Below are 22,452 nucleotides of genomic sequence, written 5' to 3'. Positions count from 1 at the left end.
AGTTGCCTTCCATGAGCACGATTCGTTTTGCGCTTGCCCAGATCGATACCTGCGTAGGGGATCTGGAAGGCAACGCCGACAAGATCCTTTCCTATGCGCAGCAGGCTGCGGCCCAGGGGGCGCAGGTCGTCGCGTTCCCCGAAATGACGCTGACCGGCTACCCGATCGAGGACCTCGCCCTGCGCGCGACGTTCCGCCGTGCGGCGTGGACGGCAGCCCAGGAAATCGCGCGCCGGCTGGCAGGCGACGGCCTCGCGTCGCTGTACGTCGTCGTCGGCACCATCGGCACCGACCATGAAACCGGCAAGCCGCGCAACCGGCTTGTCGTGCTGCACGGCGGCGTCGTCTGGGCGGCCTACGACAAGCACTTCCTGCCTAATTACGGGGTGTTCGACGAATTCCGCATCTTCTCGCCGGGGGAGCGCTCGGTGGTCCTCGACATCGAAGGCGTGCGCGTAGGCGTGGCGATCTGCGAGGACATCTGGCAGGATGGCGGCCCGGTCGCCGAATTGGCCGGCAACGGCATCGACGTGCTGCTCACGCTCAACGGATCGCCCTATGAGGAAGGCAAGTCGGGCGTGCGCTATGAACTGGCCCGGCGCCGCGCGGCGCAGGTGGATGCGCCGCTGATATACGTCAACCAGGTCGGCGGCCAGGACGACCTGGTCTTCGACGGCGCCAGCTTCGCCGTCGACGCCGATGGCACGCTGCTCGTGCAGGCGCCGATGTTCCGCGAGCACCTGAGCCTGCTCGACATCGATCCGCAGGCCGCCCGCCAGCGGCCCGGCGACATCGCCGAGCCAATGGGACCCGATGAAGAGGTCTACTGCGCCTGCGTGCTCGGCCTGAAGGACTACATGGCCAAGAACGGCTTCACGGGCGTGACGCTGGGGCTGTCCGGCGGCATCGATTCGGCGCTGGTGGCGGCCATGGCGGCCGATGCCTGCGGCGGCGCAAACGTATGGGGCATCTCGATGCCCAGCATGTATTCGTCGGACGGTTCGAAGGACGATGCGGCGCAGCTGGCCGCCAATATCGGCGCGCACTATGAGATCCAGCCCATCGAGCCGCTGTTCGAGGCGTTCCAGCGCCAGCTTGCCCTCCAAGGGGTGGCGGCGGAGAACCTGCAGGCGCGCATCCGCGGCGTCATCGTCATGGCCTCGTCGAATTCCCGCGGCGTCCTGGCGCTGGCGACCGGCAACAAGAGCGAGCTGGCCTGCGGGTACTCGACGATCTACGGCGACGCGGTCGGCGGCTACGCCCCCATCAAGGACCTGTTCAAAACGAGGGTCTGGCAGCTGGCGCGCTGGCGCAACGAGGCGGCCCGGAACGGCATCGGCATCGGCGGCCTGCCCATCGTCGGCAACGAATCCGGCTGGACCGGCATCCCGGTCGACGGCGACGTCATTCCGGTCAGCTCGATCGAGAAGCCGCCGAGCGCGGAGCTGCGGCCCGGGCAGAAGGATTCCGATTCGCTGCCCGAATACGGCCTGCTCGACCAGGTGCTCGAAGCGTATATTGAACATGCGCACGGCCGCGCCGACCTGCTTGCCGATGGCTTCGACGAGGCAACCGTCGACACCGTCATGCGCCTGGTGGACCGGGCTGAATGGAAGCGGCGCCAGTATCCGCTGGGGCCGAAGGTCAGCGCGCTGGCGTTCGGCCGCGACCGGCGCCTGCCGGTCACCAGCCGGTTCCGCGAATAGCGGCGCGCCCGCGCCGCCGCAACGACAATGCCGCATCAGGAAGGAAACGCAATGGACAAGCAGGAATGGTACTTCAATACGGCCACAGGCAAGGTGGAGCTCGGGCCGCAATCGCCGATGGAAAACCGCCTCGGCCCCTATCCGACGCGCCAGGAGGCCGAGCAGGCGCTCCAGACGGCGAAGGAGCGCAACCGCAAATGGGACGAGGAGAACCGCGAATGGAACGCATGGCCCGACGCCGCCGGCAAGTAGCTCCAGTGGCTGGCCGCCGGCGAAGGCGCCCCTATCAGGGACGGACGGTTCGCGCGTCCGTCCTGTAGCGGCTGGCCTTGCGCAATGAGGCCCTATCGGGGCGGACGGTTCGTACGGGAATCGGCCGCCCCGGTCCGTTTCGGGGCAAATGTGACGAAGCTCACGCCCTAACTGGCTGTTTTCCGGGCCCTTTTTCGTTACACTTGGATGTCAGGCAACGACACGAAGGCGCGTCGTTATTGATCCCCAAAGAAGGAGTGGAAATGGCAGCAGTTGATGCGACCCCGGTCTCCCCGGAAGCGCTGAAGGAGGAAGCCTGGGAAGGCTTCGTTCCCGGCCACTGGGAAGAGGACATCGACGTACGCGACTTCATCCAGAAGAACTACACGCCGTATGAAGGCGACGAATCGTTCCTCGCCGACGCCACGGACAAGACGAAGCACCTGTGGGAATACCTCGACGACAACTACCTCGCCGTCGAGCGCAAGCAGCGCGTGTACGACGTCGATACCCACACCCCGGCCGATATCGACGCGTTCAAGGCCGGCTACATCGAGTCCCCGGAAGTCGACGACGTCATCGTCGGCCTGCAGACCGACGAGCCCTGCAAGCGCGCCATGATGCCGAACGGCGGCTGGCGCATGGTCGAGCAGGCCATCAAGGAAGCCGGCAAGGAAGTCGACCCGGACGTCAAGAAGATCTTCACCAAGTACCGCAAGACCCACAACGACGGCGTGTTCGGCGTCTACACGAAGAACATCAAGCTCGCCCGCCACAACAAGATCCTCACGGGGCTGCCGGATGCCTACGGCCGTGGCCGCATCATCGGCGACTACCGCCGCGTCGCCCTCTACGGCGTCGACCAGCTGATCAAGTTCAAGCAGCGCGACAAGGACGCGGTGCCGTACCGCAACGACTTCACCGAGCCGGAAATCGAGCACTGGATCCGCTACCGCGAAGAGCACGACGAGCAGATCAAGGCGCTCAAGAAGCTCATCGCCCTCGGCAACGAATACGGCCTGGACCTGTCGCGTCCGGCCATGAACGCCAAGGAAGCGGTGCAGTGGACCTACATGGGCTACCTTGCCTCCATCAAGAGCCAGGACGGCGCCGCCATGAGCTTCGGCCGCGTGTCCGCGTTCTTCGACTGCTACTTCGAGCGCGATTTCAAGCGCGGCATCCTCACCGAGGAAGAGGCGCAGGAAATCATCGACAACCTCGTCATGAAGCTGCGCATCGTACGCTTCCTGCGCACGAAGGACTACGACGCGATCTTCTCCGGCGACCCCTACTGGGCGACCTGGTCTGACGCCGGCTTCGGCGACGACGGCCGCACGATGGTCACGAAGACCTCGTTCCGCCTGCTCAACACGCTGACGCTCGAGCACCTCGGCCCGGGCCCGGAACCGAACATCACGATCTTCTGGGATCCGAAGCTGCCGGAGGGCTACAAGCGCTTCTGCGCGAAGACGTCGATCGACACGTCCGCCATCCAGTACGAATCCGACAAGGAAATCCGCTCGCACTGGGGCGACGACGCAGCCATCGCATGCTGCGTGTCCCCGATGCGCGTCGGCAAGCAGATGCAGTTCTTCGCCGCGCGAGTGAACTCCGCGAAGGCGCTGCTGTACGCCATCAACGGCGGCCGCGATGAAATGACCGGCATGCAGGTCATCGACAAGGGCATCATCGACCCGATCAAGCCGGAAGCCGACGGCTCGCTGGACTACGAGAAGGTCAAGGCCAACTACGAGAAGGCCCTCGAATGGCTCTCGGAAACCTACGTCGAGGCGCTGAACATCATCCACTACATGCACGATAAGTACGCGTATGAATCGATCGAGATGGCGCTGCACGACCGCGAGGTCTACCGCACCCTCGGCTGCGGCATGTCCGGCCTGTCCATCGCCGCCGATTCGCTGTCGGCCTGCAAGTACGCCAAGGTGTACCCGATCTACAACAAGGACGCCAAGGACATGCCGGGCCACGAGTACGAGTACGTCGAAGGCGCCGACGACGACCTGATCGTCGGCTACCGCACCGAGGGCGAGTTCCCGGTCTACGGCAACGACGACGACCGCGCCGACGACATCGCCAAGTGGGTCGTGAGCACGGTCATGGGCCAGGTCAAGCGCCTTCCGGTCTACCGCGGCGCCGTCCCGACGCAGTCGATCCTGACGATCACCTCGAACGTGGAGTACGGCAAGAACACCGGTTCCTTCCCGTCGGGCCACCACAAGGGCACGCCGTATGCTCCGGGCGCCAACCCGGAGAACGGCATGGACTCCCACGGCATGCTGCCGAGCATGTTCTCGGTCGGCAAGATCGACTACAACGACGCCCTCGACGGCATCTCGCTGACCAACACCATCACGCCTGATGGCCTGGGCCGCGACGAAGACGAGCGCATCGCCAACCTCGTGGGCATCCTCGACGCCGGCAACGGCCATGGCCTGTACCACGCGAACATCAACGTGCTGCGCAAGGAGCAGCTCGAGGACGCCGTCGAGCACCCCGAGAAGTACCCGCACCTGACCGTGCGCGTTTCGGGCTACGCCGTGAACTTCGTCAAGCTGACGAAGGAACAGCAGCTGGACGTCATTTCGCGTACGTTCCACCAGGGCGCCGTCACCGACTGATAGCGCGCCATTGACCGGCCAGCGTGCCGGCCGGAGGCGGGAGGCTGCGGCCTTCCGCCTCCTTTTCGTTGCGGCCTGCGCATTGCCGGCCGCCCGTACCTGAACCGATTGCCCGAGAAAGGGGCCCGCCATGGAACAGAGTGCCCAGTTCCGCTCAACGAAACGGCACATGCTGCGCGAATCGAAGGAATACCGCAGCCAGACGCTGATGGGAGGCCTGTCGGGCTTCGAATCGCCGATCGGCCTGGACCGGCGCGACCGGATCGCCGCCCTCAAGAGCGGCGATATCGGCTTCGTGCATTCCTGGGACATCAACACGTCCGTTGACGGGCCCGGCACGCGCATGACGGTGTTCATGAGCGGCTGCCCGCTGCGCTGCCAGTATTGCCAGAACCCCGACACGTGGAAGATGCGCGACGGCAAGCCGGTGACGCTCGACGCCATGATCGCCAAGGTCGAACGGTACAAGGACCTGTTCCAGGCGACCCGCGGCGGCATCACCTTTTCCGGCGGCGAATCGATGATGCAAGGCAAGTTCGTCTCGCGGGTCTTCCACGCCGCCAGGCAGATGGGCGTGCATACCTGCCTGGATACCTCCGGATTCCTAAACAAGGACTATACCGACGACATGATCGAGGATATCGACCTGTGCCTGCTGGATGTCAAGTCCGGCGACGAGGAGACCTACCGCAGGGTCACCGGCGGCGTGCTGCAGCCGACCATCGATTTCGGCGAACGGCTTGCGAAGGCCGGCAAGAAGATCTGGGTGCGCTTCGTGCTGGTGCCCGGACTGACCAGCTCGGAGGAGAACGTGGAGAACGTGGCCCGCATCTGCGAGCGGTTCGGCGATGCCGTCGAGCACATCGACGTGCTGCCCTTCCACCAGCTGGGGCGCCCCAAGTGGCATGAGCTGCGCATTCCCTATCCGCTGGAGGACCAGAAAGGCCCGAGCGCGGCGCTCAAGGCCCGCGTCAAGGAGCAGTTCGAATCGCACGGGTTCAAGGTGTACTGACGCTGTCGGGGAGTGGGGCCATCATCCAGTAAGTGAGGATTGTCCTTAACGTCGTGGGCGGGAGGTGCCGTGGAGGACGCGCCGGTATTGCAGACCGAACCCCAGGAGGGGGTTCCCGACGTCATCGATACGCTGGAAGGGTTCGAGGCGATGTGCGAGCGGTTCGCGCAGGGCTCGGGTTCCCTGGCGGCCGATGCCGAGCGCGCCTCCGGCTACCGGTACGGCCATGAAGACTGGCTCGTGCAGTTCAAGCGCGAAGGCGCCGGCATAGCGCTGGCCGATCCGGTGGCGCTGGGGAATGCGGGCGCCGACTGGGGGCGTTTCAACGATGCGATCGGGGACGCCACCTGGATCCTGCACGATTCCCCGCAGGACCTGCCGGGCTTCTTCGCGCTCGGCATGGAGCCCCAGCGCCTGTTCGACACCGAGATGGCCGCCAGGCTTCTCGGGCTGCGCCGTTTCGGGCTGGCGTACGTCACCGAGCACTATCTGGGCGTGCGGCTGGCCAAGGAGCATTCCGCTGCCGACTGGAGCTACCGTCCGCTGCCGCGCGACTGGCGCAGCTATGCCGCGCTGGACGTCGAGCTGCTCATCGAGCTGGAAGACATCATGACCGCCGAGCTGAAGGCCGCCGGGAAATACGAGTGGGCCCTGCAGGAATTCAGCTACATGCTTGCGCAGGGCAGGCAAGGGCCTCGCAGGCATGCGGTGCCGTGGATGCATGTCTCGCATATCACCGCCCTGCATAAGGACGGCCAGGGGCTTGCGGTCGTCAAGGCGCTGTGGACGAAGCGCGACGAACTCGCGCGGCGCTACGACATCTCGCCGTCGCTGCTCCTGAGCGACAGGGCCATCATCGAGGCCGCCCAGAAGAAGCCGCGCAATGCGCGCGCCTTCCGCGCCATCCGCTCCCTCAATGAACGCGTGCGCATGCAGCTGGGCACCGAGCAGGACAAGATGTACGAACGCTATGCGCCGATCCAGCGCCAGGTCAAGCCCTCCGTGTGGAAGGAGACCATCCAGGAGGCGCTGGCGCTTCCTCGCAGCGAGTGGCCCGAACTGCCCTCCAACGGCGGCGATGACGATGCGCATGCCAATGCGCCCAAGAACATGCGCATCTGGAAGACGCACCATCCCCGGCGCTACGAGCGGCTCCAGAGGGCGCGCAAGGAAGTCGCGTCCATTGCGCAGGACGTGCAGATCGCGCCCGACGTGCTGCTCAAGCCGGCGATCCTGCGCAATCTGTGCTGGGCGAATCCCTCGCATCTGGACGTGCCCGCATTCCTTGCGGACCAGGGGGCCCGGCCGTGGCAGATCGAGCTCGTTTCAGCGTCGTTGAGTCGCGTTATCATGTAGCAGTTGCCCTCGGGCAGAAGAATACGACATAAGCTAATCGTGAGGAGCGAAAAGCGTGAAAATCAGCGTTAGGAACCTCGAGCCGACCAAGGCCAAGCTCACCATCACCGTTGACCAGGAAGAGTTCGAGCCTTTCCTCGACCAGGCCCGCAAGGACATCGCCGGCCAGATCACCGTTCCCGGCTTCCGCAAGGGCCACGTGCCCGCCAAGATCGTCGACCAGCGCGTCGGCTTCGGCGCCGTCGCCGGCGAGGCCCTGAACAAGGCCGTTCCTGAATTCTATTCGCAGGCCATCGAGACCAAGAAGATCCATCCGATGGACCGTCCGGAGATCGAGGTCGTCGAGGTGCCCCAGTCGGCTGACGACGATACGAAGCTCAAGTTCACGGCGACGCTGGAACGCCGTCCCGACTTCGAGCTGCCGAGCCTGGACGACATGGTCGTCGAGGTCGAGAAGGTCGAGGTTTCCGACGAAGACGTCAACGCGCGCCTCCAGGCGCTGCGCCAGCGCTTCGGCACGCTCGTCGGCGTGGACCGCCCGGCTGCCAAGGGCGACTACGTGAACATCGACCTCGACGCCCAGATCGACGGCGAAAGCGTGGATGCCCAGGAAGGCGTCAGCTACGAAATCGGTTCCGGCACGATGCTGGACGGCATCGACGAGGCCCTCGAAGGCCTGTCCGCCGGCGAGGAGACGACGTTCGAATCCACGCTGGAGGCCGGCGAGCACGAAGGCCAGAAGGCGCAGGTCAAGGTCAAGGTCAACTCCGTCAAGGCCGAGGAACTGCCTGAACTGGACGACGAGTTCGCCCAGGAAGCCTCTGAGTTCGATACGCTCGACGAGCTCAAGGAAGACCTGAGGAAGTCGGCCGCCGAAATGGCCAAGGGCCGCCAGTTCACGGCCGCGCGCGACGCGTTCATCGCCAAGCTCGAGGACGGCCTCGACATCCCGGTGCCGAAGGGCATCAAGGAGAACATGGTCGAGCAGCAGCTCAAGCAGGTGTCCGGCGATCCGGCCGAAGCCAGCGAAGAGGCCAAGAAGGACGCCGAGGAAGCCGTCGACAAGGACATCAAGACCCAGATGGTCCTCGACCAGCTCGCCGAGCAGATGGACGTCCAGGTCGCCCAGAGCGATGTCTTCCAGTTCCTGGCGTCGATCGCCCAGCAGTACGGCATGGACCCGAACATGTTCATCCAGGCCATCATCAAGAACGGCCAGATCGGTTCCGCGGTCGAGGAAGTCGCCCGTTCCAAGGGCATGGTCGCCGGCATGCGCAAGGTGAAGTTCACGATCGACGGCGAAGACTACGACGTCACCGAGTTCCTGGGCTCCGAGGAAGCCCAGGCTCCGGAAGAGGACGAAACGGTCGCCGCTGCCGCCGCAGCCGCCGCTGTCGCCGACGAACTGGCGAACACCGAGGAAGCCCCGGCCGACGCCGAGTGATTCCGCGCCCACTAGGGCTTTGCCAGGCGCCCTCCCTGCACGCAACGCGCAGGGAGGGCGCCCGCGTATATGCTGGGGAATGGCATAAGCGACTTCCAAGGAGGCATCCGGCATGGGGGAACCACTCGGCAGCGGGCATTTCGACAACGATTTCGCCGTCCCCTCCCGGCTGGGAAGCGACGGCGAGGCCGCCGGCGCCAAGCCTCCGGTCGTGTCGCGGGGCTTTGCCCTGGCCACGGCGGTGCTTGCCCTCGGCGCGGGCGTGGGGGCGTGCGCGGGACTGCTGACGCTGCTGCTCTACGGGATCGAGCATGCCGCGCTGGGCTTCGTGGAATCGCCGCAGCTGCCCGGCCCGTTCGAAACGGACTGGCGCAGACGCCTGGTGTCCTGCACGCTTGGCGCCGTGATAGCGGCGATCTCCTGGTTCCTGCTGCGCGGGCATGCGAAGCGGGTGCCGTCGGTGGCCCAGGCGGTGCGCGGCGTCGAAATGCCCTGGTGGCAGACCCTGGCGCACGCGGGCCTGCAGATCTTCATCGTCGGCACCGGGCTGTCGGTAGGGCGCGAGGTTGCGCCGAGGGAGGTAGGCGCGATGCTCGGGCAGCGCGCCGGGCGCCTGCTGAGGCTCGACGACCGCGACATCGCCACCGTCGTGGCGGTGGCGGCCGGCGCGGGGCTGGCGGGCGTCTATAACGCGCCGCTGGCCGGCGCGTTCTTCACGCTGGAGATCCTGCTGGCCGACATCACCGTCCGGAAGGCAGTGCTGGCGCTGGCCTGCTCCTCGCTTGCCGCATGGGTCGCGTCCCTGGTCAAGGGCGCCCACGCGTTCTATGAGCTCGGCGCCGTCAACGCCGATTTCAGCCCCGACCTGATGCTGTTCGCGCTGCCTGCCGGCATCGTGCTCGGCGCACTGGGGGCCTGGTTCCGGCGCGGTTCGCGATGGGCGGAACGGAGCAAGGCGTCTGGGCGCGCCATACTGTGGATGCTGCCGGTGGCGGGCATCGCCACCGGCATCGTGGCGATATGGGTGCCCCAGGTCATGGGCAATGGGCGCGCCACGGCGCAGATGGGCTTTTCCGGTACGCCGTCGATGGCGCTCATAGGATTGCTGCTCCTGTCCTTCGCGGCGAAATGGGCCATGACGCTGGCGACGATCCGCGCCGGCGCTTCCGGCGGCGTGCTGACGCCGGCAATCGCGCTGGGGTCGTCGATGGGATGCGTACTGGGAATCCTGTGGATGCAGCTGGCCGGCACCAATTCCATCGGGGTCTATGCCATGCTGGGGGCCTGCGCGCTGCTCGCGGCGTCGCAGAACGCGCCGCTGATGGCGATGAGCCTGGTCATGGAACTGACCGATGCGCCGATGAACCTGTTCGTACCGGCGGCGTTCATCTGCGCGGTTGCCGCCGCTACCGCGCGTGCCATGGAGCGGGGAAGGGCGGCGCAAGGGACCCGGCCGGTGGAATAACGCCGTAGGCGAGTCGCTTGAAAGTTGTAGTCTTTTGACACGGATAAAGCAAAGGAGACAAGGTGAACAATCTCATGACACCGTCGCCGCGAATGGAAGGCGACGAGGTGCCCGCGGGACCTGTCGACCCGATTTTCAACCGGCTGCTCAAGGACCGCATCATTTGGATGGGCGAAGAGGTCAAGGACGAGATGGCCAACCGCATCTGCGCGCAGATGCTGATGCTGGCAGCCGAGGATCCCAAGAAGGACATCTGGCTGTACATCAACTCGCCTGGCGGCTCGATCACCGCCGGCATGGCCATCTACGATACGATGCAGCTCATCGAGCCCGACGTGGCCACCGTGGGCATCGGCATGTGCGCCTCGATGGGGCAGTTCCTGCTGAGCTCCGGCACGAAGGGCAAGCGTTTCCTGACCAGCCATGCGCGCGTGCTGATGCACCAGCCTTCCGGCGGCATCGGGGGCACGTCCACGGATGTGCGCATCAGCGCCGAACTGATCATGGACATGAAGAAGACGCTCGCCGAGCTGACGGCCGAACAGACCGGGCATACCGTCGAGGAAATCTACCGCGACAACGAATACGACCACTGGTTCACCGCCAAGGAGGCGCTGGACTACGGGTTCGTCGACAAGCTCGTCTCGACTCACGACACGATGAACGAAAGCAAGGGGGAGTAGCGCAATGGCAAGCGAAGAAGCGCGTTTTGCAGCCCGTGCCGCCCGTCTCGCCGGACCTGCCGGCATCGCGGGCTTCCAGCCGTCCTGGCGCCGCGACGAGGCGCTGGCCCCGGCCGACCGCTATGTCGTGCCGGAATTCGAGGAGAAGACGCCCTACGGATTCAAGCGCCAGAACCCGTATACGCGCCTGTTCGAGGACCGCATCATCTGGCTTGGGGTGCAGGTGGACGATACGTCCGCCGACGACATCATGGCGCAGCTGCTGGTGCTGGAAAGCATGGATCCGCAGCGCGATGTCATGATGTACATCAATTCCCCGGGCGGCTCGATGACGGCGATGACGGCGATCTACGACACGATGCAGTACATCAAGCCCGACGTGCAGACCGTCTGCCTTGGCCAGGCCGCTTCCGCGGCCGCGATCCTGCTGGCTGCCGGCACGAAGGGCAAGCGCCTGATCCTGCCGAATGCGCGCGTGCTGATCCACCAGCCCGCCATCGACCAGGGGTTCGGCAAGGCTACCGAAATCGAAATCCAGGCCAAGGAAATGCTGCGCATGCGCGACTGGCTGGAGAAGACGCTGGCCAAGCATACCGGGCAGCCCATCGAACGCATCCGCAAGGACATCGAGGTCGACACGTTCCTGACGGCCCAGGAAGCCAAGGAGTACGGCATCGTCGACGAGGTGCTCGAGCACCGGTAGGGAAGTCGCCATGGGGAGGGTCATCAGCTACGACGACGGCGTGAAGCGCTGCGCGTTCTGCGGCAAATCGGAGCGCGACGTCCATAAGCTCGTCGCCGGCGCCGGCGTCGCCATCTGCGACGAATGCATCGCGCTGTGCGTCGACATCATAGCCGAAGACCCTCCGTTCGAGGAACGCGAAGAGGCCCCGTTGCCTTCCCCGGACCAGATCCGCCGGTATCTTGACCGGTACGTCATCGGCCAGGATGCGGCGAAGCGCACGCTGGCCGTTGCCGTAACCAACCATTTCAAGCGCATCCGCATCGAAGAGGAGCAGTCCGACGCCGTGCGTTACGGTCCGTTGCGCGACCGGCTGGCGCAGGGACGCGACACGGCTGCACGCCAGGATGCGGCAGGCGCGCGGCTCGGCGATGTGCATGTCGCCAAATCGAATGTGCTGCTGCTGGGGCCGACCGGCGTGGGCAAGACGTACCTTGCCCAGACGCTGGCGCAGGCCATGGAGGTGCCCTTCGCGATAGCGGACGCCACGTCGCTGACCGAAGCCGGCTATGCTGGCGACGACGTTGAAACGCTGCTGCAGCGGCTGGTGGAGGCTGCGGATGGCGATGTGCGCCGCGCAAGCCACGGCATCGTCTACATCGATGAAATCGACAAGATCTCACGCCGGGGCGCCGGCGAGAACGCCGCGGTGGCCCGCGACGTTTCCGGCGAAGGCGTGCAGCAGTCGCTGCTCAAGATCCTCGAAGGCACCGTGGCGAACGTGCCCGTCGAACCCGCGCGCCGCGGCCGCGAGCCGGAAACGGTGCGCCTCGATACGCGCGGCATCCTGTTCATCTGCGGAGGCGCGTTCGTCGGCCTCGACGATATCGTCGCCCGGCGCCTCGGGCAGCGCGAAAGCGGCTTCGCGACGGCGTGGCATGACCGGCAGGTGCCGCCAGAGGACCTGCTGGCGCAGACGACGCCCGACGATCTCGCCCGGTTCGGGCTGCTGCCGGAATTCATCGGGCGCCTTCCCATTGTCACGGCCCTTGACGGGCTGGTGCGCGAAGACCTGATGCGCATCCTGACGGAGCCGGCCGATGCGCTGGTGCGCCAATACCAGCGCCTGTTCGCCGTGGACGACGTGAGGCTGTCCTTTACCGAAGGCGCCATCGGCGCCATCGCGGACAAGGCGATTGCGCAGGGGACCGGCGCACGCGGGCTGCGCGCCATCCTCGAGAAAACGCTGGAAGGCGCGATGTATGATCTGGGGGAGTGGAACGACGTGGCCGAAGTCGTGGTCACCGAGGATACGGTCGCCGGAGGCGTGCCGTTGCTGATGCATGAGCCGCAGGGCGCCCGCGCCCGCGGGCTGAATATCGTCCGGGGAGGCGTGGCCCGCAGCGCAATGCGCGAATAGGGCGCCTCTGGCCACGCTTCCGCCTGGGTTGTCAATATGCGACACGCCGTGATTTGGCGTTTTGCTCAAACGGTTGTAGATTAAACGAGTTGCCTGAAGCAAGCAAGAGATTGCAGCTCAGGGCGATGTTGCGCGAGTAGCCCAGCGGATTAGAGCAGCTGACTACGGATCAGCAGGTCGCAGGTTCGAATCCTGTCTCGCGCACGGAGCTGGAACGTTCATTGCGGATGTGCCGGCTTGGTCATAGAAATGAATATGGCGTTGCGCGAGTAGCCCAGCGGATTAGAGCAGCTGACTACGGATCAGCAGGTCGCAGGTTCGAATCCTGTCTCGCGCACGACAAGCCCTTGCGAGCGCATGCACGCAAGGGCTTTTCCAATTTGTTTGCGATTGGGGAGTTCTGGTCAAGGAACGGGCCGTTCCCTGCCATAGGACGCGCGGCGCGGCATAATGGAAAGGCTGGCCGTTTGCGCGGCCTTTCGTTTTGCGAAGCCTAGGGGCCGCATGGCCTGACTGGAGGGACCGATGGAATCCACGCACGGCGTATGGGCGAAAATCAGGCATATAGCCGCATCCGACAGGATTTCCGGCCTGATCATGCTGGGGTTCGCCCTTGCCGGCCTGTTGCTGGCCAACATCCCGGCTACCGCGCACTGGTTCGAGGAACTGGCGGAATTCCACATCGGCATTCCCGGCACCAATATCGACATGGGGCTGGGGCACTGGGCCCAGGACGGCCTGCTGACGATCTTCTTCCTCGTGGTCGGGCTGGAGCTGCGCCAGGAGCTGTCGACCGGCTCGCTGGCCAATCCGAAGGCGGCCGCCGTGCCGATGCTGTGCGCGGTAGGGGGCATGATCGTGCCGCCGGTGCTGTTCCTGGCCGTCATCGCGCTGTTCTGCCACGCAGGCGCCGGCGATCCCGGCAGCCTGCTCATCGCCAACGGCTCGATGTTCACCTTCGGGCAGACGGCCCATGGCTGGGCCATCCCGACGGCCACCGACATCGCGTTCTCGCTGGCAGTGCTGGCGCTCTTCGCCAAAGCGCTGCCCGGCTCCATCCGCGCCTTCCTGATGACGCTGGCCACCGTCGACGACCTGTTGGCCATCATCCTCATCGCCGTGTTCTTCTCGTCGCTGAACGCATGGTACTGGTTCCTCGGCATCGCCGTGTGCGGCGTGGCGTGGTATTTCCTCGTGCGCATGAAGAAGGTGCCGTGGTTCGGCGTGGCCGTCATCGGCATCCTCGCCTGGGTGATGATGTATGAAGCCGGCGTCCATCCGACGCTTGCCGGCGTGCTGGTCGGCTTGCTCACCCCCGCGCGCGCCGTGTACGGCGAACGCAGCCCGCGCGCCGAACGCTATGCGGAGAAGCTGCAGCCGTTCTCGGCGCTGCTGGCGCTGCCGATCTTCGCCTTCTTCGCCACGGGAGTCCACTTCGATTCCATTACGCCGAGGCTGCTCGTGTCGCCGGTCGTCATCGCCATCGTCGTCGCGCTGGTCGTCGGCAAGCCGCTGGGCATCATGATTACGGCATGGCTCTCTACGCATGCAGGCGGCCTGAAGATGCCCAAGGGCCTGCGCGTGCGCGACATGTTCCCGGCCGCCTGCGCCTGCGGCATCGGCTTCACCGTATCGTTCCTGATCGCCTCGCTGGCCTATTCGGACGCCGAGCTGTCGGCGGAAGGGCGTTTCGGCGTGCTGATGGCATCGCTGATCGCCGCCGCCGTCTCCGGCGTGCTCCTGAGCCGCCAGTCCGCCCGCTTCGCCAAGGCGCATCCGGCGCTCGAGGCACAGGAGGAAGCCCTGGAATCCACTGCCGGCGAAGTCGTCAGCACCCTTGCCGATGGTACTGTGGTGGTCAGTCAGAAAATGGGCAAGGGAAGTGGTTCGCATGGCACCTCAGATCAACAAGGGGAGCGCCCGTCAGGCGCTTCGCGATGAAGCAGGGCAGGGCGAAGGCGGCTCGCCGCTAGGGAAGGCATACCAGCAGGGACCCGTGATCCTGCGCGGCAACATGATTCCGCGCGAAAGCTCCACCGAAAGCCTGCTCAAGCAGGATGACGGCGACTGGCTGCACCACGATCCATGGCGCGTGCTGCGCATCCAGTCGGAATTCGTCGACGGCTTCGGCGCGCTGGCAGAGCTTGGGCCTGCGGTGTCGATTTTCGGTTCCGCCCGGGTGCAGCCGCATGAACGCATGTACCAGGAGGCCTATCGGATGGCCCACGACATCGCCAGCAACGGCATCGCCGTCATTACCGGCGGCGGCCCGGGCATCATGGAGGCGGCCAACAAAGGCGCCGCCGAAGCAGGGGGCGTCTCGGTCGGCCTGGGCATCGAGCTGCCGCACGAACAGGGCATCAACGAATGGGTCAATCTGGGGCTGAATTTCCGGTATTTCTTCGTGCGCAAGACGATGTTCGTCAAGTACGCGAGCGGCGTCATCATCTGCCCCGGCGGCTTCGGCACGCTTGACGAGACGTTCGAGCTGCTGACGCTGGTACAGACCCATAAGGTGGCCTCGATGCCGGTCGTGCTGTTCGACAAGGACTACTGGGCAGGACTGTTCGAATGGCTGAACGGCACCGTATCGGAGCATGGCATGATTTCGGAATTCGACCCGTCGCTGGTGACGATTACCGACGACGTCGAGGAAGCGGTGTCGATGGCGACCAGCGCCATCCGCCAGTGACGGAAAGGCTGCCCGGCGTAATCCTGGCATCCCCAGTGCCTCGCCATATCCCTGCTACGTCCTCCTGCAGCGCACACAGGATGGCCCCGCGGGCGCTGATCAGCGCATGACGGCGATGAGCAGCCCCGTGCCGGTGGCCGTCAGCGACGTGACGAAGCGTTCGTCGTCCTGCACCGTGCCGATGAGCTCGCGCATTGCCACGGCCTTCGGGCTGCGGTCGGCCGCGTTGAACAGCCCCGCATCGCCGTCGGCGCCACCCATGGCCAGCGCATCGGTGAAGACGATGGCGCCTCCACGGCGCAGCAGCCGCGGCGCCTGTTCGAAGGAGGCGGCATAGTTGCCGGGATCTCCGGATACGACGAGCAGGTCGTAGTCCTGCGCATTCAGACGAGTCAGGTAGACGGCGGGCGGCGCAGCCACGGCCCGCAGCGTCGCATCGGTCGCATCCGAGACGGCATTGAAGAACGACCTGATTTGCGCGATTCCCGCGCTTGAGGAATCCACGGCGGTAAGCTTGGCGGCCTTGCCGGCCGGGGCGAGCCCCTCGATAAGCTGGGCCGTTTCCACCAGCGCGCCCGTGCCGACGACGATGGCCGACGTGGCGCCGTTGAGCGTCGCCAGCGTGGCCAGCAGCCGTCCCTGGGCGGCCGAGCTTTGCGGCAGCCCGGCTTCGAGCGCCTGCGCGCGCGCCAGGGCGACCAGGCCCGTCTCCTGGTCCAGCTCATGGTCCTCGACGTATTGCCATGCCTTGGCATGGCCATTGAACGACTGCCTGTCCATTGCCCTGAGCTCCCTTACTCGCTTGTTCCTCATTCCCCGTCTCCCGCAGCTTCGTCCCGTTGCCGGACCTGGGCGATCAGCTGCCAGATTTCCTCGCCGACGTCGATGCCTTTCGGGCACGGGCGCGAACATGCACGCACCGACTGGCATGCCTGGACGCCATCGGCCGTATCGACCATTTCCAGGCGCCGCGCGGTGGCCAGGTCGCGCGAATCGTCCACGAAACGCGCCTCGTTGATCAGCGCAGCGGGCCCGGCAAAGGCGTCGCCGCCGGCATAGACCGGGCATGCGCCTTCGCACACGCCGCACATGATGCAGTTGGTCAGCGCCTCGTAGCGCTTGAGCTGCTCGGGGCGCTGGAGGTATTCGAAGACGTCCACCTTGCCGTCGACGGTAGTGGCCAGGATGCCGTCGTTCTGCAGGAAGGGCTGCAGCCGGCGGATCTGGTCGAGCATGGGGTCGATGTCGACGATGAGGTCGCGCAGGACCGGGAAGCCCGGCAGCGGCCCGATGGCGATGGAACCCAGATCGTCCGGCAGCGGCTGGGCGGCCTGGCTGTCGCCGTCCGACGGCTCGTCGGCGCCGGGTTCGCCCGTCTTGCGGAAGGAAGAGCCATGGGCCGGCTGCAGCGCGCTCGCGTAGTCGCGCACCTTCGCCGTGCACAGCAGCGTCGGGGCGCCATTGACGGCGACCGCATCGGAACCGCACATGCCATGCCCGCAGGAATAGCGGAACGACAGCGAGGGATCGGCGTTGCGCTTGATGTCCATCAGGCAGTCGAGCAGCGTGGCGTCGGGGGAGACATGCAGTTCGTAGGACTGCGTCCACTGCTTGCCGCGGGGGCGGCGCGAACCCGCGAATGGCGAGGAGGAACGCCGGGCAAAGGGGCTGCCGCCGCGGGCGCGCTCCTTCGCGGGTTTCGGCGCGAAACGCTCTATGTCCAGCGTTACCTTCACCATCGTCTGTTCCTGGCTCATCGAGCCCCTTTCTGCCGTTTCATTCCAGTGTGGCACAGCCCCTCGCCAGTGTTCAGGCCGCATCGCATGGGGAAAATCAATAGGACCGGCGTTCCGGCTTGAGCGGGCCGGGATGCACCGGCTCCCATGCCTGGACGCCGTCGATGCCGGTCATCGAATGCTTGAGGAAATGCTCGTCGTCGCGTTCGGGGTAGTCGCGGCGCGCGAGCGATCCGCGCGACTCATGGCGCGCCATGCTGGCATCCAGCACCGCCTTCGCCAGCGTCAGCAGGTTGCGCGCCTCCATGATCGCCGTGATCTGCTGGTTGTAGGCGGCGCTGTCCATCGTCGTGCGCAGCGCGGCCGCGGCAGGATCGAGTTCCGTTTCGATGGCTTCACGCGCCTTTTGGATGCTTGCGGCATCGCAGCGCACCGCCAGGTTGGCATCCATGATTTCCCCCAGCCGGGCCATGATGCGATAGGGGTTGGGGCTCGGGTCAGGCTCGGCGCCCGGTTCCGCGTCCTCGCCAGCCGGCGCCAGCAGCCCGTCGATCATGGCCTTGCGGGCGGCGGCCGCCTGCGACAGCGCGTCGTCGGGCGCCGTTTCGCCTTCGCAGGGCTCTTCCCTCGCGCCGACGGGGTCTTCGTAGACGCGCATGGCGACGCTTTGGCCGGCCCTCGTGCCGAACAGGCAGGCCTCGAGCAGCGAATTGCCGCCAAGCCGGTTGGCGCCATGCACCGAGACGCACGAGCATTCGCCGGCGGCATAGAGCCCCTCGACCATATGGCGCCCGTCGCCGTCCATCCAGTACGCGTTGCCGTCCAGCCCGATGGGGATGCCGCCCATCGTGTAGTGCGCGGTGGGCTTGACCGCGATCCACTCCTTCGCCGGATCGACCCCGCCATAGACGCGCGCCGTCTCCTCGACCTGGGGGAGCGCTTCATGGATGCGCGCGGGATCGATGGCCGTCATATCCAGCCAGACGCAGTCCTTCGGGCCCTGCGGGTCCTTGGGGTCGGCCACGCCGCGGCCGGCCTCCGTTTCGCTGCGGATCGCCCGGCTGACGACATCGCGGGCGGCGAGGTCGCCGTGATCGGGGGCATAGCGGCGCATGAACGCCTCGCCCTGCGCGTTGCGCAGCACGCCGCCCTCGGCGCGGCTGGCCTCCGACAGCAGGATGCCCGTATGGCCCAGTCCGGTGGGGTGGAACTGGATGAACTCGCTGTCCTCGAGCTGCAGGCCGGCGTTGAGCGCGAGCGCCATGCCGTCGCCGGTCAGGTCGTACGAGTTCGACGTGGTGTGGAACAGCCGGCCGGCGCCGCCGGTGGCGAGGATGACGTTGCGCGCCCGGAGCGCATGGACCGTGCCGGCATGCGTATCGAACGCCACGACGCCCAGGCACCGTTCGCGGCCCTCGTCGAGCACGAGGTCGGTGACGTACCATTCTTCGGCGAACTCGATGCGGTAGGCGACGCACTGCTGCCACAGCGTCGTCAGGATCTGGTGGCCTATGCGGTCGGCCGCATAGGCGGCGCGCTCCATCGGGCCCGCACCGCAATCACGGGTATGGCCTCCGAACCGCCGCTGCGCGATGTGGCCGTCCTCGGTGCGCGAGAACGCCACGCCCGAGCGTTCGAGATTGATGACGGTCATCGGCGCATCCTTGGCCAGGATTTCTGCGGCGTCCTGGTCGACGAGGTAGTCGCCGCCCTTTACCGTGTCGTAGAAATGCCATTGCCATTCATCCGGCTCGATGTTGCCCAGGCTGGCCGCTATGCCGCCTTCCGCGGAACCGGTATGCGAGCGCAGGGGCTGGAGCTTGGAAATGACGAGCACCTTCGGCTCGATGCCGCGTGCGGCCAGATCGGCGGCCGCCTCGCTGCGCGCGAATCCCAGGGCGGCGGACAGGCCGGCGGCGCCCGCTCCGATGATGACGGCATCGTACATTGTTTCGACGTTCTTCGGGCTCATAGGCTCGATTGTCGCACATCCCGCCGAATTCCCGGACTGCTGCTAGCCAGCCGTTCCATGGGTGCGGTATTGCCCGGCCTCGTAGCCGATGAGGCCGGCCATTTCCAGCTCGCCTGCCCGGGCGAACAGGTCGGACAGCGTCTGCGGCGCGCCGTCAAGCCCCATGCGGCGGCATTCGCCCAATACGGCGCCGGGGGTCGCGGGCACCGACCTGCGCCGGCACGATGCAATGGCTGCATAGACCGGGTCTGTGGCCGGATTGGGTGCATCCTGCGTGGTGATGGCCGGCAGCCCGGGCGCGTGCGCTGCATGGCATATCGCCTCGATGTCGTCCACGCTGGCCAGCAGCCGCGCCTTGCCGTCGGCGATCAGCGCGTTGCAGCCGGAGAAATCGGCATTGAGCGCGCCGCCGGCGCAGGCCAGCACGTCGCGTCCCATTTCGCCGGCCCAGGCAGCCGTGTTGAGCGCTCCGGAACGGCGCCTGGCCTGCACGACGACGATGGTGGACGCCAGCGCCGCGATCAGCCGGTTGCGCAGCAGGAACCGTCGCGGCTCCGGCGGCGTCCCCGGCGTCATCTCGCTGATGAGCGCTCCCGAGGCTTCCACGATTGCGTCGAAAGTCTTCGCGTTCGATGCCGGCCCCCGCGTATCGAGGCCGCCGGCGAATACGGCGACCGTGCGCCCGGCCCTGGAAGGCCCGGCGCAGCCATAGGCGTCCAGCGCCCCCTGATGGGCGCTGGCATCGGCGCCAATCGCCCCTCCCGAGACCACCAGATGCCCCTCCATGGCGGCGTTGCATGCCAGCTGCCGTCCTACGGCCCTGGCTTCCGGCGTCACCGCGCGCGAGCCGACGATGGCAATCGGCGCCGGGCAGCTGGCGAGCGCTTCGGGGCGCCCGACGCCCCACAGGCACAGCGGGGGCGCCCAGTCGGCCCGTACGGCCAGGTCGTCGAGCTGGGAAGGCCATTGCGGGCATGACGGGGCGGCGATCCACCATTCGCCTCCCTGCGTCGCCCAGGCCCATATGGACTGCTCATCGAGGCTGAAGGGGCGCGCAACGAAACGGGAACGCCATCGGCATACCGCCCGATGGAAGGCCTTCAGGCCCTGCGCGGTGAGCCGCTTGCCCCATCGGGCCAGCCCGGCGGCGAAATGGTCGTCGAGAGGCTGCAACGCGCCTGCGGGCGGCAGGCCGCCGCTGTCGGCGTCGCCAAGCAGCGCATGGACAAGGTCCGTGCACAGCGCCACCGCATCCCCATAGCCCTTCAGGGCGGCGTACATCAGCGCGTCGCAGCCGTCGGCGCATGAGGCGAGCACGGCGCGCGCCAGCGCATCGGCATCCGGGGGCGCCGTCGCGCCGTCTGCAGCGCCCTGCGCCTGCGTATTGGGTTCCATGGTCGTCTCCTTTCCCTATGTCCTGCGCATCGCGCTAGATCCGGGTGCGCAGGGCGATGGCTTCGAACACCTCGTCGCGGCCTGGACGCGGCTTGCCGCCCATGTCGGCGAGCGTCCACGCCAGCCGCAGCGTGCGGTCGGCGCCGCGCAGCGTCAGCCGCTGCTGGTCCACCGCCTCATTGACGATGCCGAGCGCGCTGTCGGGCGTGTGCGAACGCAGCCAGGAGCCCGGCGCCTGCGCATTGGATTTCCATCCTTCGGCCGCGAACCGTTCCTGGGCGCGCTGGCGTGCCTGGCATACGGTCTGCCGCAGCTGGGCCGACGAGGGGCCATGGCGTGACGTGCGCTGGGCGACGTGGGTGACCGGCAGCACGTCCGCCTGGATGTCGATGCGGTCGAGGATCGGGCCCGACAGGCGGTGGAAATAGCGGATCCGGTCGCGCTCGCGGCAGGTGCAGCGCGAACAGTCGCCGTAGCCGTAGCCGCATGGGCACGGGTTGGCCGCCATCACCAGCTGGAACCGGGCCGGGAAACACGTGGTCCCCCTGGACCGGGAAATCGTCGCGGTCCCCGATTCGAGCGGTTCGCGCAGCGTCTGGAGCGTGCGGGGGCTGAACTCGGGAGCCTCGTCCATGAACAGCACCCCGCAGTGCGCCTTGGTGACGGTGCCGGGCTCCGCGATGCCCGCGCCGCCCCCGATGAGGGAAGCGGTAGAGGCGGTGTGGTGCGGCGCTTCGAACGGCGGCACGTCGGTAATGCCGTAGGCGCCCAGCGTGCCGCACAGCGAGCGGATCGAAGCGACTTCGAACTGCTCGTCGGCATCCAGCGGGCTCATGATGCCCGGCATGCGCGAGGCCAGCATCGTCTTGCCGGTGCCGGGAGGGCCCACCATCAGCATGTGGTGGCCTCCTGCAGCCGCCACCGCCAGCGCCCATTTGGCCTGTTCCTGCCCTACGACTTCCTCCATGTCGCCGACCGGCGGCGCGGCCGACAGGGCGCCGCCCCTGGGGGCGCTCGCCGCTACGCAGGTAGGCTGGCAATGCCGGGCCTGGCCGCCCATCATCTCGATGAGCTCGCCTACGTGCGACACGCATCGCACGTCGAGGCCCGACACCAGGGCCGCCTCGTCTTCGTTGAGACGCGGCACGATGACCGACCGGATGCCCCGGTTGCGCGCGCCTAGCAGGATCGGCAGCATGCCGTTGACCGGCAGCACCGTGCCGTCCAGGTTGAGCTCCCCGATGACCACGGTGCGGGCAAGGCAGTCGGGAGGGATGGCGCCCGCGGCGCTCAGCACGCTGGCCGCGATGGCAAGGTCGTGCGCTGCGCCGCGCTTGGGCAGCGAAGCCGGCGACATGTTCACCGTCACCCGTGTCTGCGGCCAGCCGAACCCCGTCGCCACGCATGCCGACCGGACGCGTTCCCTGGCTTCGGCCAGCGAAGCGTCGGGCAGCCCGATGATGGAGAAGAAGGGCAATCCGGGCGACACGAACGCCTGCAGCTGGATCAGGAACGCGTCCAGCCCCATGAGCCCTACGGACAGCGAGCTTCCGACGGCCATCAGAACGCCCCCGGAATATGCTCGATCCTCGCGTCGGCGCCCTGAACGAAGACGGTGACGACGTCGAACCGCACGCCGCGCGTGCCCAGGGACCCGCGCCGCTGCTGCATCCACAGCCATGCCGCCGCGCGCAGATGCGCCTGCTTGTCGCGCGTGACCGCCTCCTGCGGCGTGCCGTACCTCGTGCCGCGACGGGACTTGACCTCCACGAACACCAGGCGCCCGTGCGTGTCGACGGCGATGGCGTCCAGCTCGCCGAACCTCGAATGCCAATTGCGCTCGAGCACCCGCCAGCCCTGCGCTTCAAGCCAGCGGGCGGCCAGCGTTTCGCCGGCCTCGCCCAGCCGGCGCGGCGCGCATGACGCCAGCTCATTGGCCGCGCCGTCGCCAAGCCAGCCATCCAGATGTACCGTATCCAAGCATCGTGCAATGTTCAT

The 22,452-nt window shown here is 66.7% G+C and carries 18 protein-coding genes and 2 tRNA genes; 14 read left to right on the top strand and 6 right to left on the bottom strand.

Features of this window, described 5'->3' with window-relative positions:
• The first annotated feature begins 11 nt into the window (after positions 1–11).
• From AC1AXT_RS01610 to AC1AXT_RS01545, 14 genes are all read left to right on the top strand, one after another.
• Positions 12–1,706, top strand: coding sequence for an NAD+ synthase (locus AC1AXT_RS01610; RefSeq protein WP_476540095.1), 1,695 nt, complete (start codon positions 12–14; stop codon positions 1,704–1,706).
• A 51-nt stretch (positions 1,707–1,757) separates the two neighbouring features.
• Positions 1,758–1,958 (top strand): hypothetical protein, encoded by a 201-nt coding sequence (locus AC1AXT_RS01605; protein WP_476540093.1) that lies wholly within the window; start codon positions 1,758–1,760, stop codon positions 1,956–1,958.
• Positions 1,959–2,221: 263 nt separating this feature from the next.
• Positions 2,222–4,597: a formate C-acetyltransferase gene (pflB, locus tag AC1AXT_RS01600; RefSeq protein ID WP_476540091.1), complete on the top strand. Its 2,376-nt coding sequence runs from the start codon at positions 2,222–2,224 to the stop codon at positions 4,595–4,597.
• A gap of 130 nt (positions 4,598–4,727) precedes the next feature.
• Positions 4,728–5,609, top strand: a complete 882-nt coding sequence (pflA, locus tag AC1AXT_RS01595) for a pyruvate formate-lyase-activating protein (protein ID WP_476540089.1) — start codon at positions 4,728–4,730, stop codon at positions 5,607–5,609.
• Positions 5,610–5,678: 69 nt separating this feature from the next.
• Positions 5,679–6,965, top strand: a complete 1,287-nt coding sequence (locus tag AC1AXT_RS01590) for an HRDC domain-containing protein (protein ID WP_476540087.1) — start codon at positions 5,679–5,681, stop codon at positions 6,963–6,965.
• Positions 6,966–7,020: 55 nt separating this feature from the next.
• Positions 7,021–8,409, top strand: a complete 1,389-nt coding sequence (tig, locus tag AC1AXT_RS01585; protein ID WP_476540085.1) for a trigger factor — start codon at positions 7,021–7,023, stop codon at positions 8,407–8,409.
• Positions 8,410–8,521: 112 nt separating this feature from the next.
• Positions 8,522–9,874 (top strand): chloride channel protein, encoded by a 1,353-nt coding sequence (locus tag AC1AXT_RS01580; protein WP_476540083.1) that lies wholly within the window; start codon positions 8,522–8,524, stop codon positions 9,872–9,874.
• A gap of 92 nt (positions 9,875–9,966) precedes the next feature.
• Positions 9,967–10,557 carry an ATP-dependent Clp protease proteolytic subunit gene (locus AC1AXT_RS01575; RefSeq protein ID WP_476540509.1) on the top strand — a complete coding sequence of 197 codons (591 nt, stop codon included), beginning with the start codon at positions 9,967–9,969 and terminating at the stop codon, positions 10,555–10,557.
• Positions 10,558–10,561: 4 nt separating this feature from the next.
• A complete protein-coding gene (locus tag AC1AXT_RS01570; protein ID WP_476540081.1) occupies positions 10,562–11,260 on the top strand; it encodes an ATP-dependent Clp protease proteolytic subunit in 699 nt (232 codons plus the stop codon).
• A gap of 10 nt (positions 11,261–11,270) precedes the next feature.
• Complete coding sequence (gene clpX / locus AC1AXT_RS01565) at positions 11,271–12,659, top strand: ATP-dependent Clp protease ATP-binding subunit ClpX (RefSeq protein WP_476540079.1); 1,389 nt, start codon at positions 11,271–11,273, stop codon at positions 12,657–12,659.
• Positions 12,660–12,789: 130 nt separating this feature from the next.
• Positions 12,790–12,863 (top strand) — tRNA-Arg (locus AC1AXT_RS01560).
• Between the two features lie 59 nt (positions 12,864–12,922).
• Positions 12,923–12,996: transfer RNA gene (locus AC1AXT_RS01555), tRNA-Arg, on the top strand.
• A 188-nt stretch (positions 12,997–13,184) separates the two neighbouring features.
• On the top strand, positions 13,185–14,600 hold the full coding sequence (nhaA, locus tag AC1AXT_RS01550; protein WP_476540077.1) for a Na+/H+ antiporter NhaA: 1,416 nt from the start codon (positions 13,185–13,187) through the stop codon (positions 14,598–14,600).
• Between the two features lie 73 nt (positions 14,601–14,673).
• Positions 14,674–15,351 carry an LOG family protein gene (locus AC1AXT_RS01545; protein WP_476540507.1) on the top strand — a complete coding sequence of 226 codons (678 nt, stop codon included), beginning with the start codon at positions 14,674–14,676 and terminating at the stop codon, positions 15,349–15,351.
• Between the two features lie 99 nt (positions 15,352–15,450).
• Here the strand turns inward: AC1AXT_RS01545 and AC1AXT_RS01540 are convergent, their stop codons facing one another.
• The 6 genes from AC1AXT_RS01540 to AC1AXT_RS01515 all read right to left on the bottom strand — a co-directional run bounded on the left by AC1AXT_RS01540 (position 15,451) and on the right by AC1AXT_RS01515 (position 22,452).
• Positions 15,451–16,131 carry an O-methyltransferase gene (locus tag AC1AXT_RS01540; protein ID WP_476540075.1) on the bottom strand — a complete coding sequence of 227 codons (681 nt, stop codon included), beginning with the start codon at positions 16,129–16,131 and terminating at the stop codon, positions 15,451–15,453.
• A 29-nt stretch (positions 16,132–16,160) separates the two neighbouring features.
• Positions 16,161–17,108 (bottom strand): succinate dehydrogenase/fumarate reductase iron-sulfur subunit, encoded by a 948-nt coding sequence (locus AC1AXT_RS01535; RefSeq protein ID WP_476540073.1) that lies wholly within the window; start codon positions 17,106–17,108, stop codon positions 16,161–16,163.
• Between the two features lie 76 nt (positions 17,109–17,184).
• Positions 17,185–19,059, bottom strand: a complete 1,875-nt coding sequence (locus AC1AXT_RS01530; RefSeq protein WP_476540071.1) for an FAD-binding protein — start codon at positions 19,057–19,059, stop codon at positions 17,185–17,187.
• A gap of 42 nt (positions 19,060–19,101) precedes the next feature.
• Positions 19,102–20,454 carry a DNA-processing protein DprA gene (locus tag AC1AXT_RS01525; protein WP_476540069.1) on the bottom strand — a complete coding sequence of 451 codons (1,353 nt, stop codon included), beginning with the start codon at positions 20,452–20,454 and terminating at the stop codon, positions 19,102–19,104.
• 34 nt (positions 20,455–20,488) lie between these two features.
• Positions 20,489–22,015, bottom strand: coding sequence for a YifB family Mg chelatase-like AAA ATPase (locus AC1AXT_RS01520; protein WP_476540067.1), 1,527 nt, complete (start codon positions 22,013–22,015; stop codon positions 20,489–20,491).
• On the bottom strand, positions 22,015–22,452 hold the full coding sequence (locus AC1AXT_RS01515) for a YraN family protein (RefSeq protein WP_476540065.1): 438 nt from the start codon (positions 22,450–22,452) through the stop codon (positions 22,015–22,017). Before AC1AXT_RS01515 ends, AC1AXT_RS01520 begins: the two co-directional genes overlap by 1 nt.

Source organism: Bifidobacterium sp. LH_450 (genome assembly GCF_056356715.1).
The sequence above is the reverse complement of the archived record's forward strand: the minus strand, read 5'-3'. Positions and strand labels throughout refer to the sequence as shown.

Coding starts and splice junctions, on each gene's coding strand:
- AC1AXT_RS01610 (WP_476540095.1), top strand. CDS start 12: ATGAGCACGATTCGTTTTGCGCTTGCCCAGATCGATACCTGCGTAGGG.
- AC1AXT_RS01605 (WP_476540093.1), top strand. CDS start 1,758: ATGGACAAGCAGGAATGGTACTTCAATACGGCCACAGGCAAGGTGGAG.
- pflB (WP_476540091.1), top strand. CDS start 2,222: ATGGCAGCAGTTGATGCGACCCCGGTCTCCCCGGAAGCGCTGAAGGAG.
- pflA (WP_476540089.1), top strand. CDS start 4,728: ATGGAACAGAGTGCCCAGTTCCGCTCAACGAAACGGCACATGCTGCGC.
- AC1AXT_RS01580 (WP_476540083.1), top strand. CDS start 8,522: ATGGGGGAACCACTCGGCAGCGGGCATTTCGACAACGATTTCGCCGTC.
- AC1AXT_RS01575 (WP_476540509.1), top strand. CDS start 9,967: ATGGAAGGCGACGAGGTGCCCGCGGGACCTGTCGACCCGATTTTCAAC.
- AC1AXT_RS01570 (WP_476540081.1), top strand. CDS start 10,562: ATGGCAAGCGAAGAAGCGCGTTTTGCAGCCCGTGCCGCCCGTCTCGCC.
- clpX (WP_476540079.1), top strand. CDS start 11,271: ATGGGGAGGGTCATCAGCTACGACGACGGCGTGAAGCGCTGCGCGTTC.
- nhaA (WP_476540077.1), top strand. CDS start 13,185: ATGGAATCCACGCACGGCGTATGGGCGAAAATCAGGCATATAGCCGCA.
- AC1AXT_RS01545 (WP_476540507.1), top strand. CDS start 14,674: ATGATTCCGCGCGAAAGCTCCACCGAAAGCCTGCTCAAGCAGGATGAC.
- AC1AXT_RS01540 (WP_476540075.1), bottom strand. CDS start 16,131: ATGGACAGGCAGTCGTTCAATGGCCATGCCAAGGCATGGCAATACGTC.
- AC1AXT_RS01535 (WP_476540073.1), bottom strand. CDS start 17,108: ATGAGCCAGGAACAGACGATGGTGAAGGTAACGCTGGACATAGAGCGT.
- AC1AXT_RS01530 (WP_476540071.1), bottom strand. CDS start 19,059: ATGAGCCCGAAGAACGTCGAAACAATGTACGATGCCGTCATCATCGGA.
- AC1AXT_RS01525 (WP_476540069.1), bottom strand. CDS start 20,454: ATGGAACCCAATACGCAGGCGCAGGGCGCTGCAGACGGCGCGACGGCG.
- AC1AXT_RS01520 (WP_476540067.1), bottom strand. CDS start 22,015: ATGGCCGTCGGAAGCTCGCTGTCCGTAGGGCTCATGGGGCTGGACGCG.
- AC1AXT_RS01515 (WP_476540065.1), bottom strand. CDS start 22,452: ATGAACATTGCACGATGCTTGGATACGGTACATCTGGATGGCTGGCTT.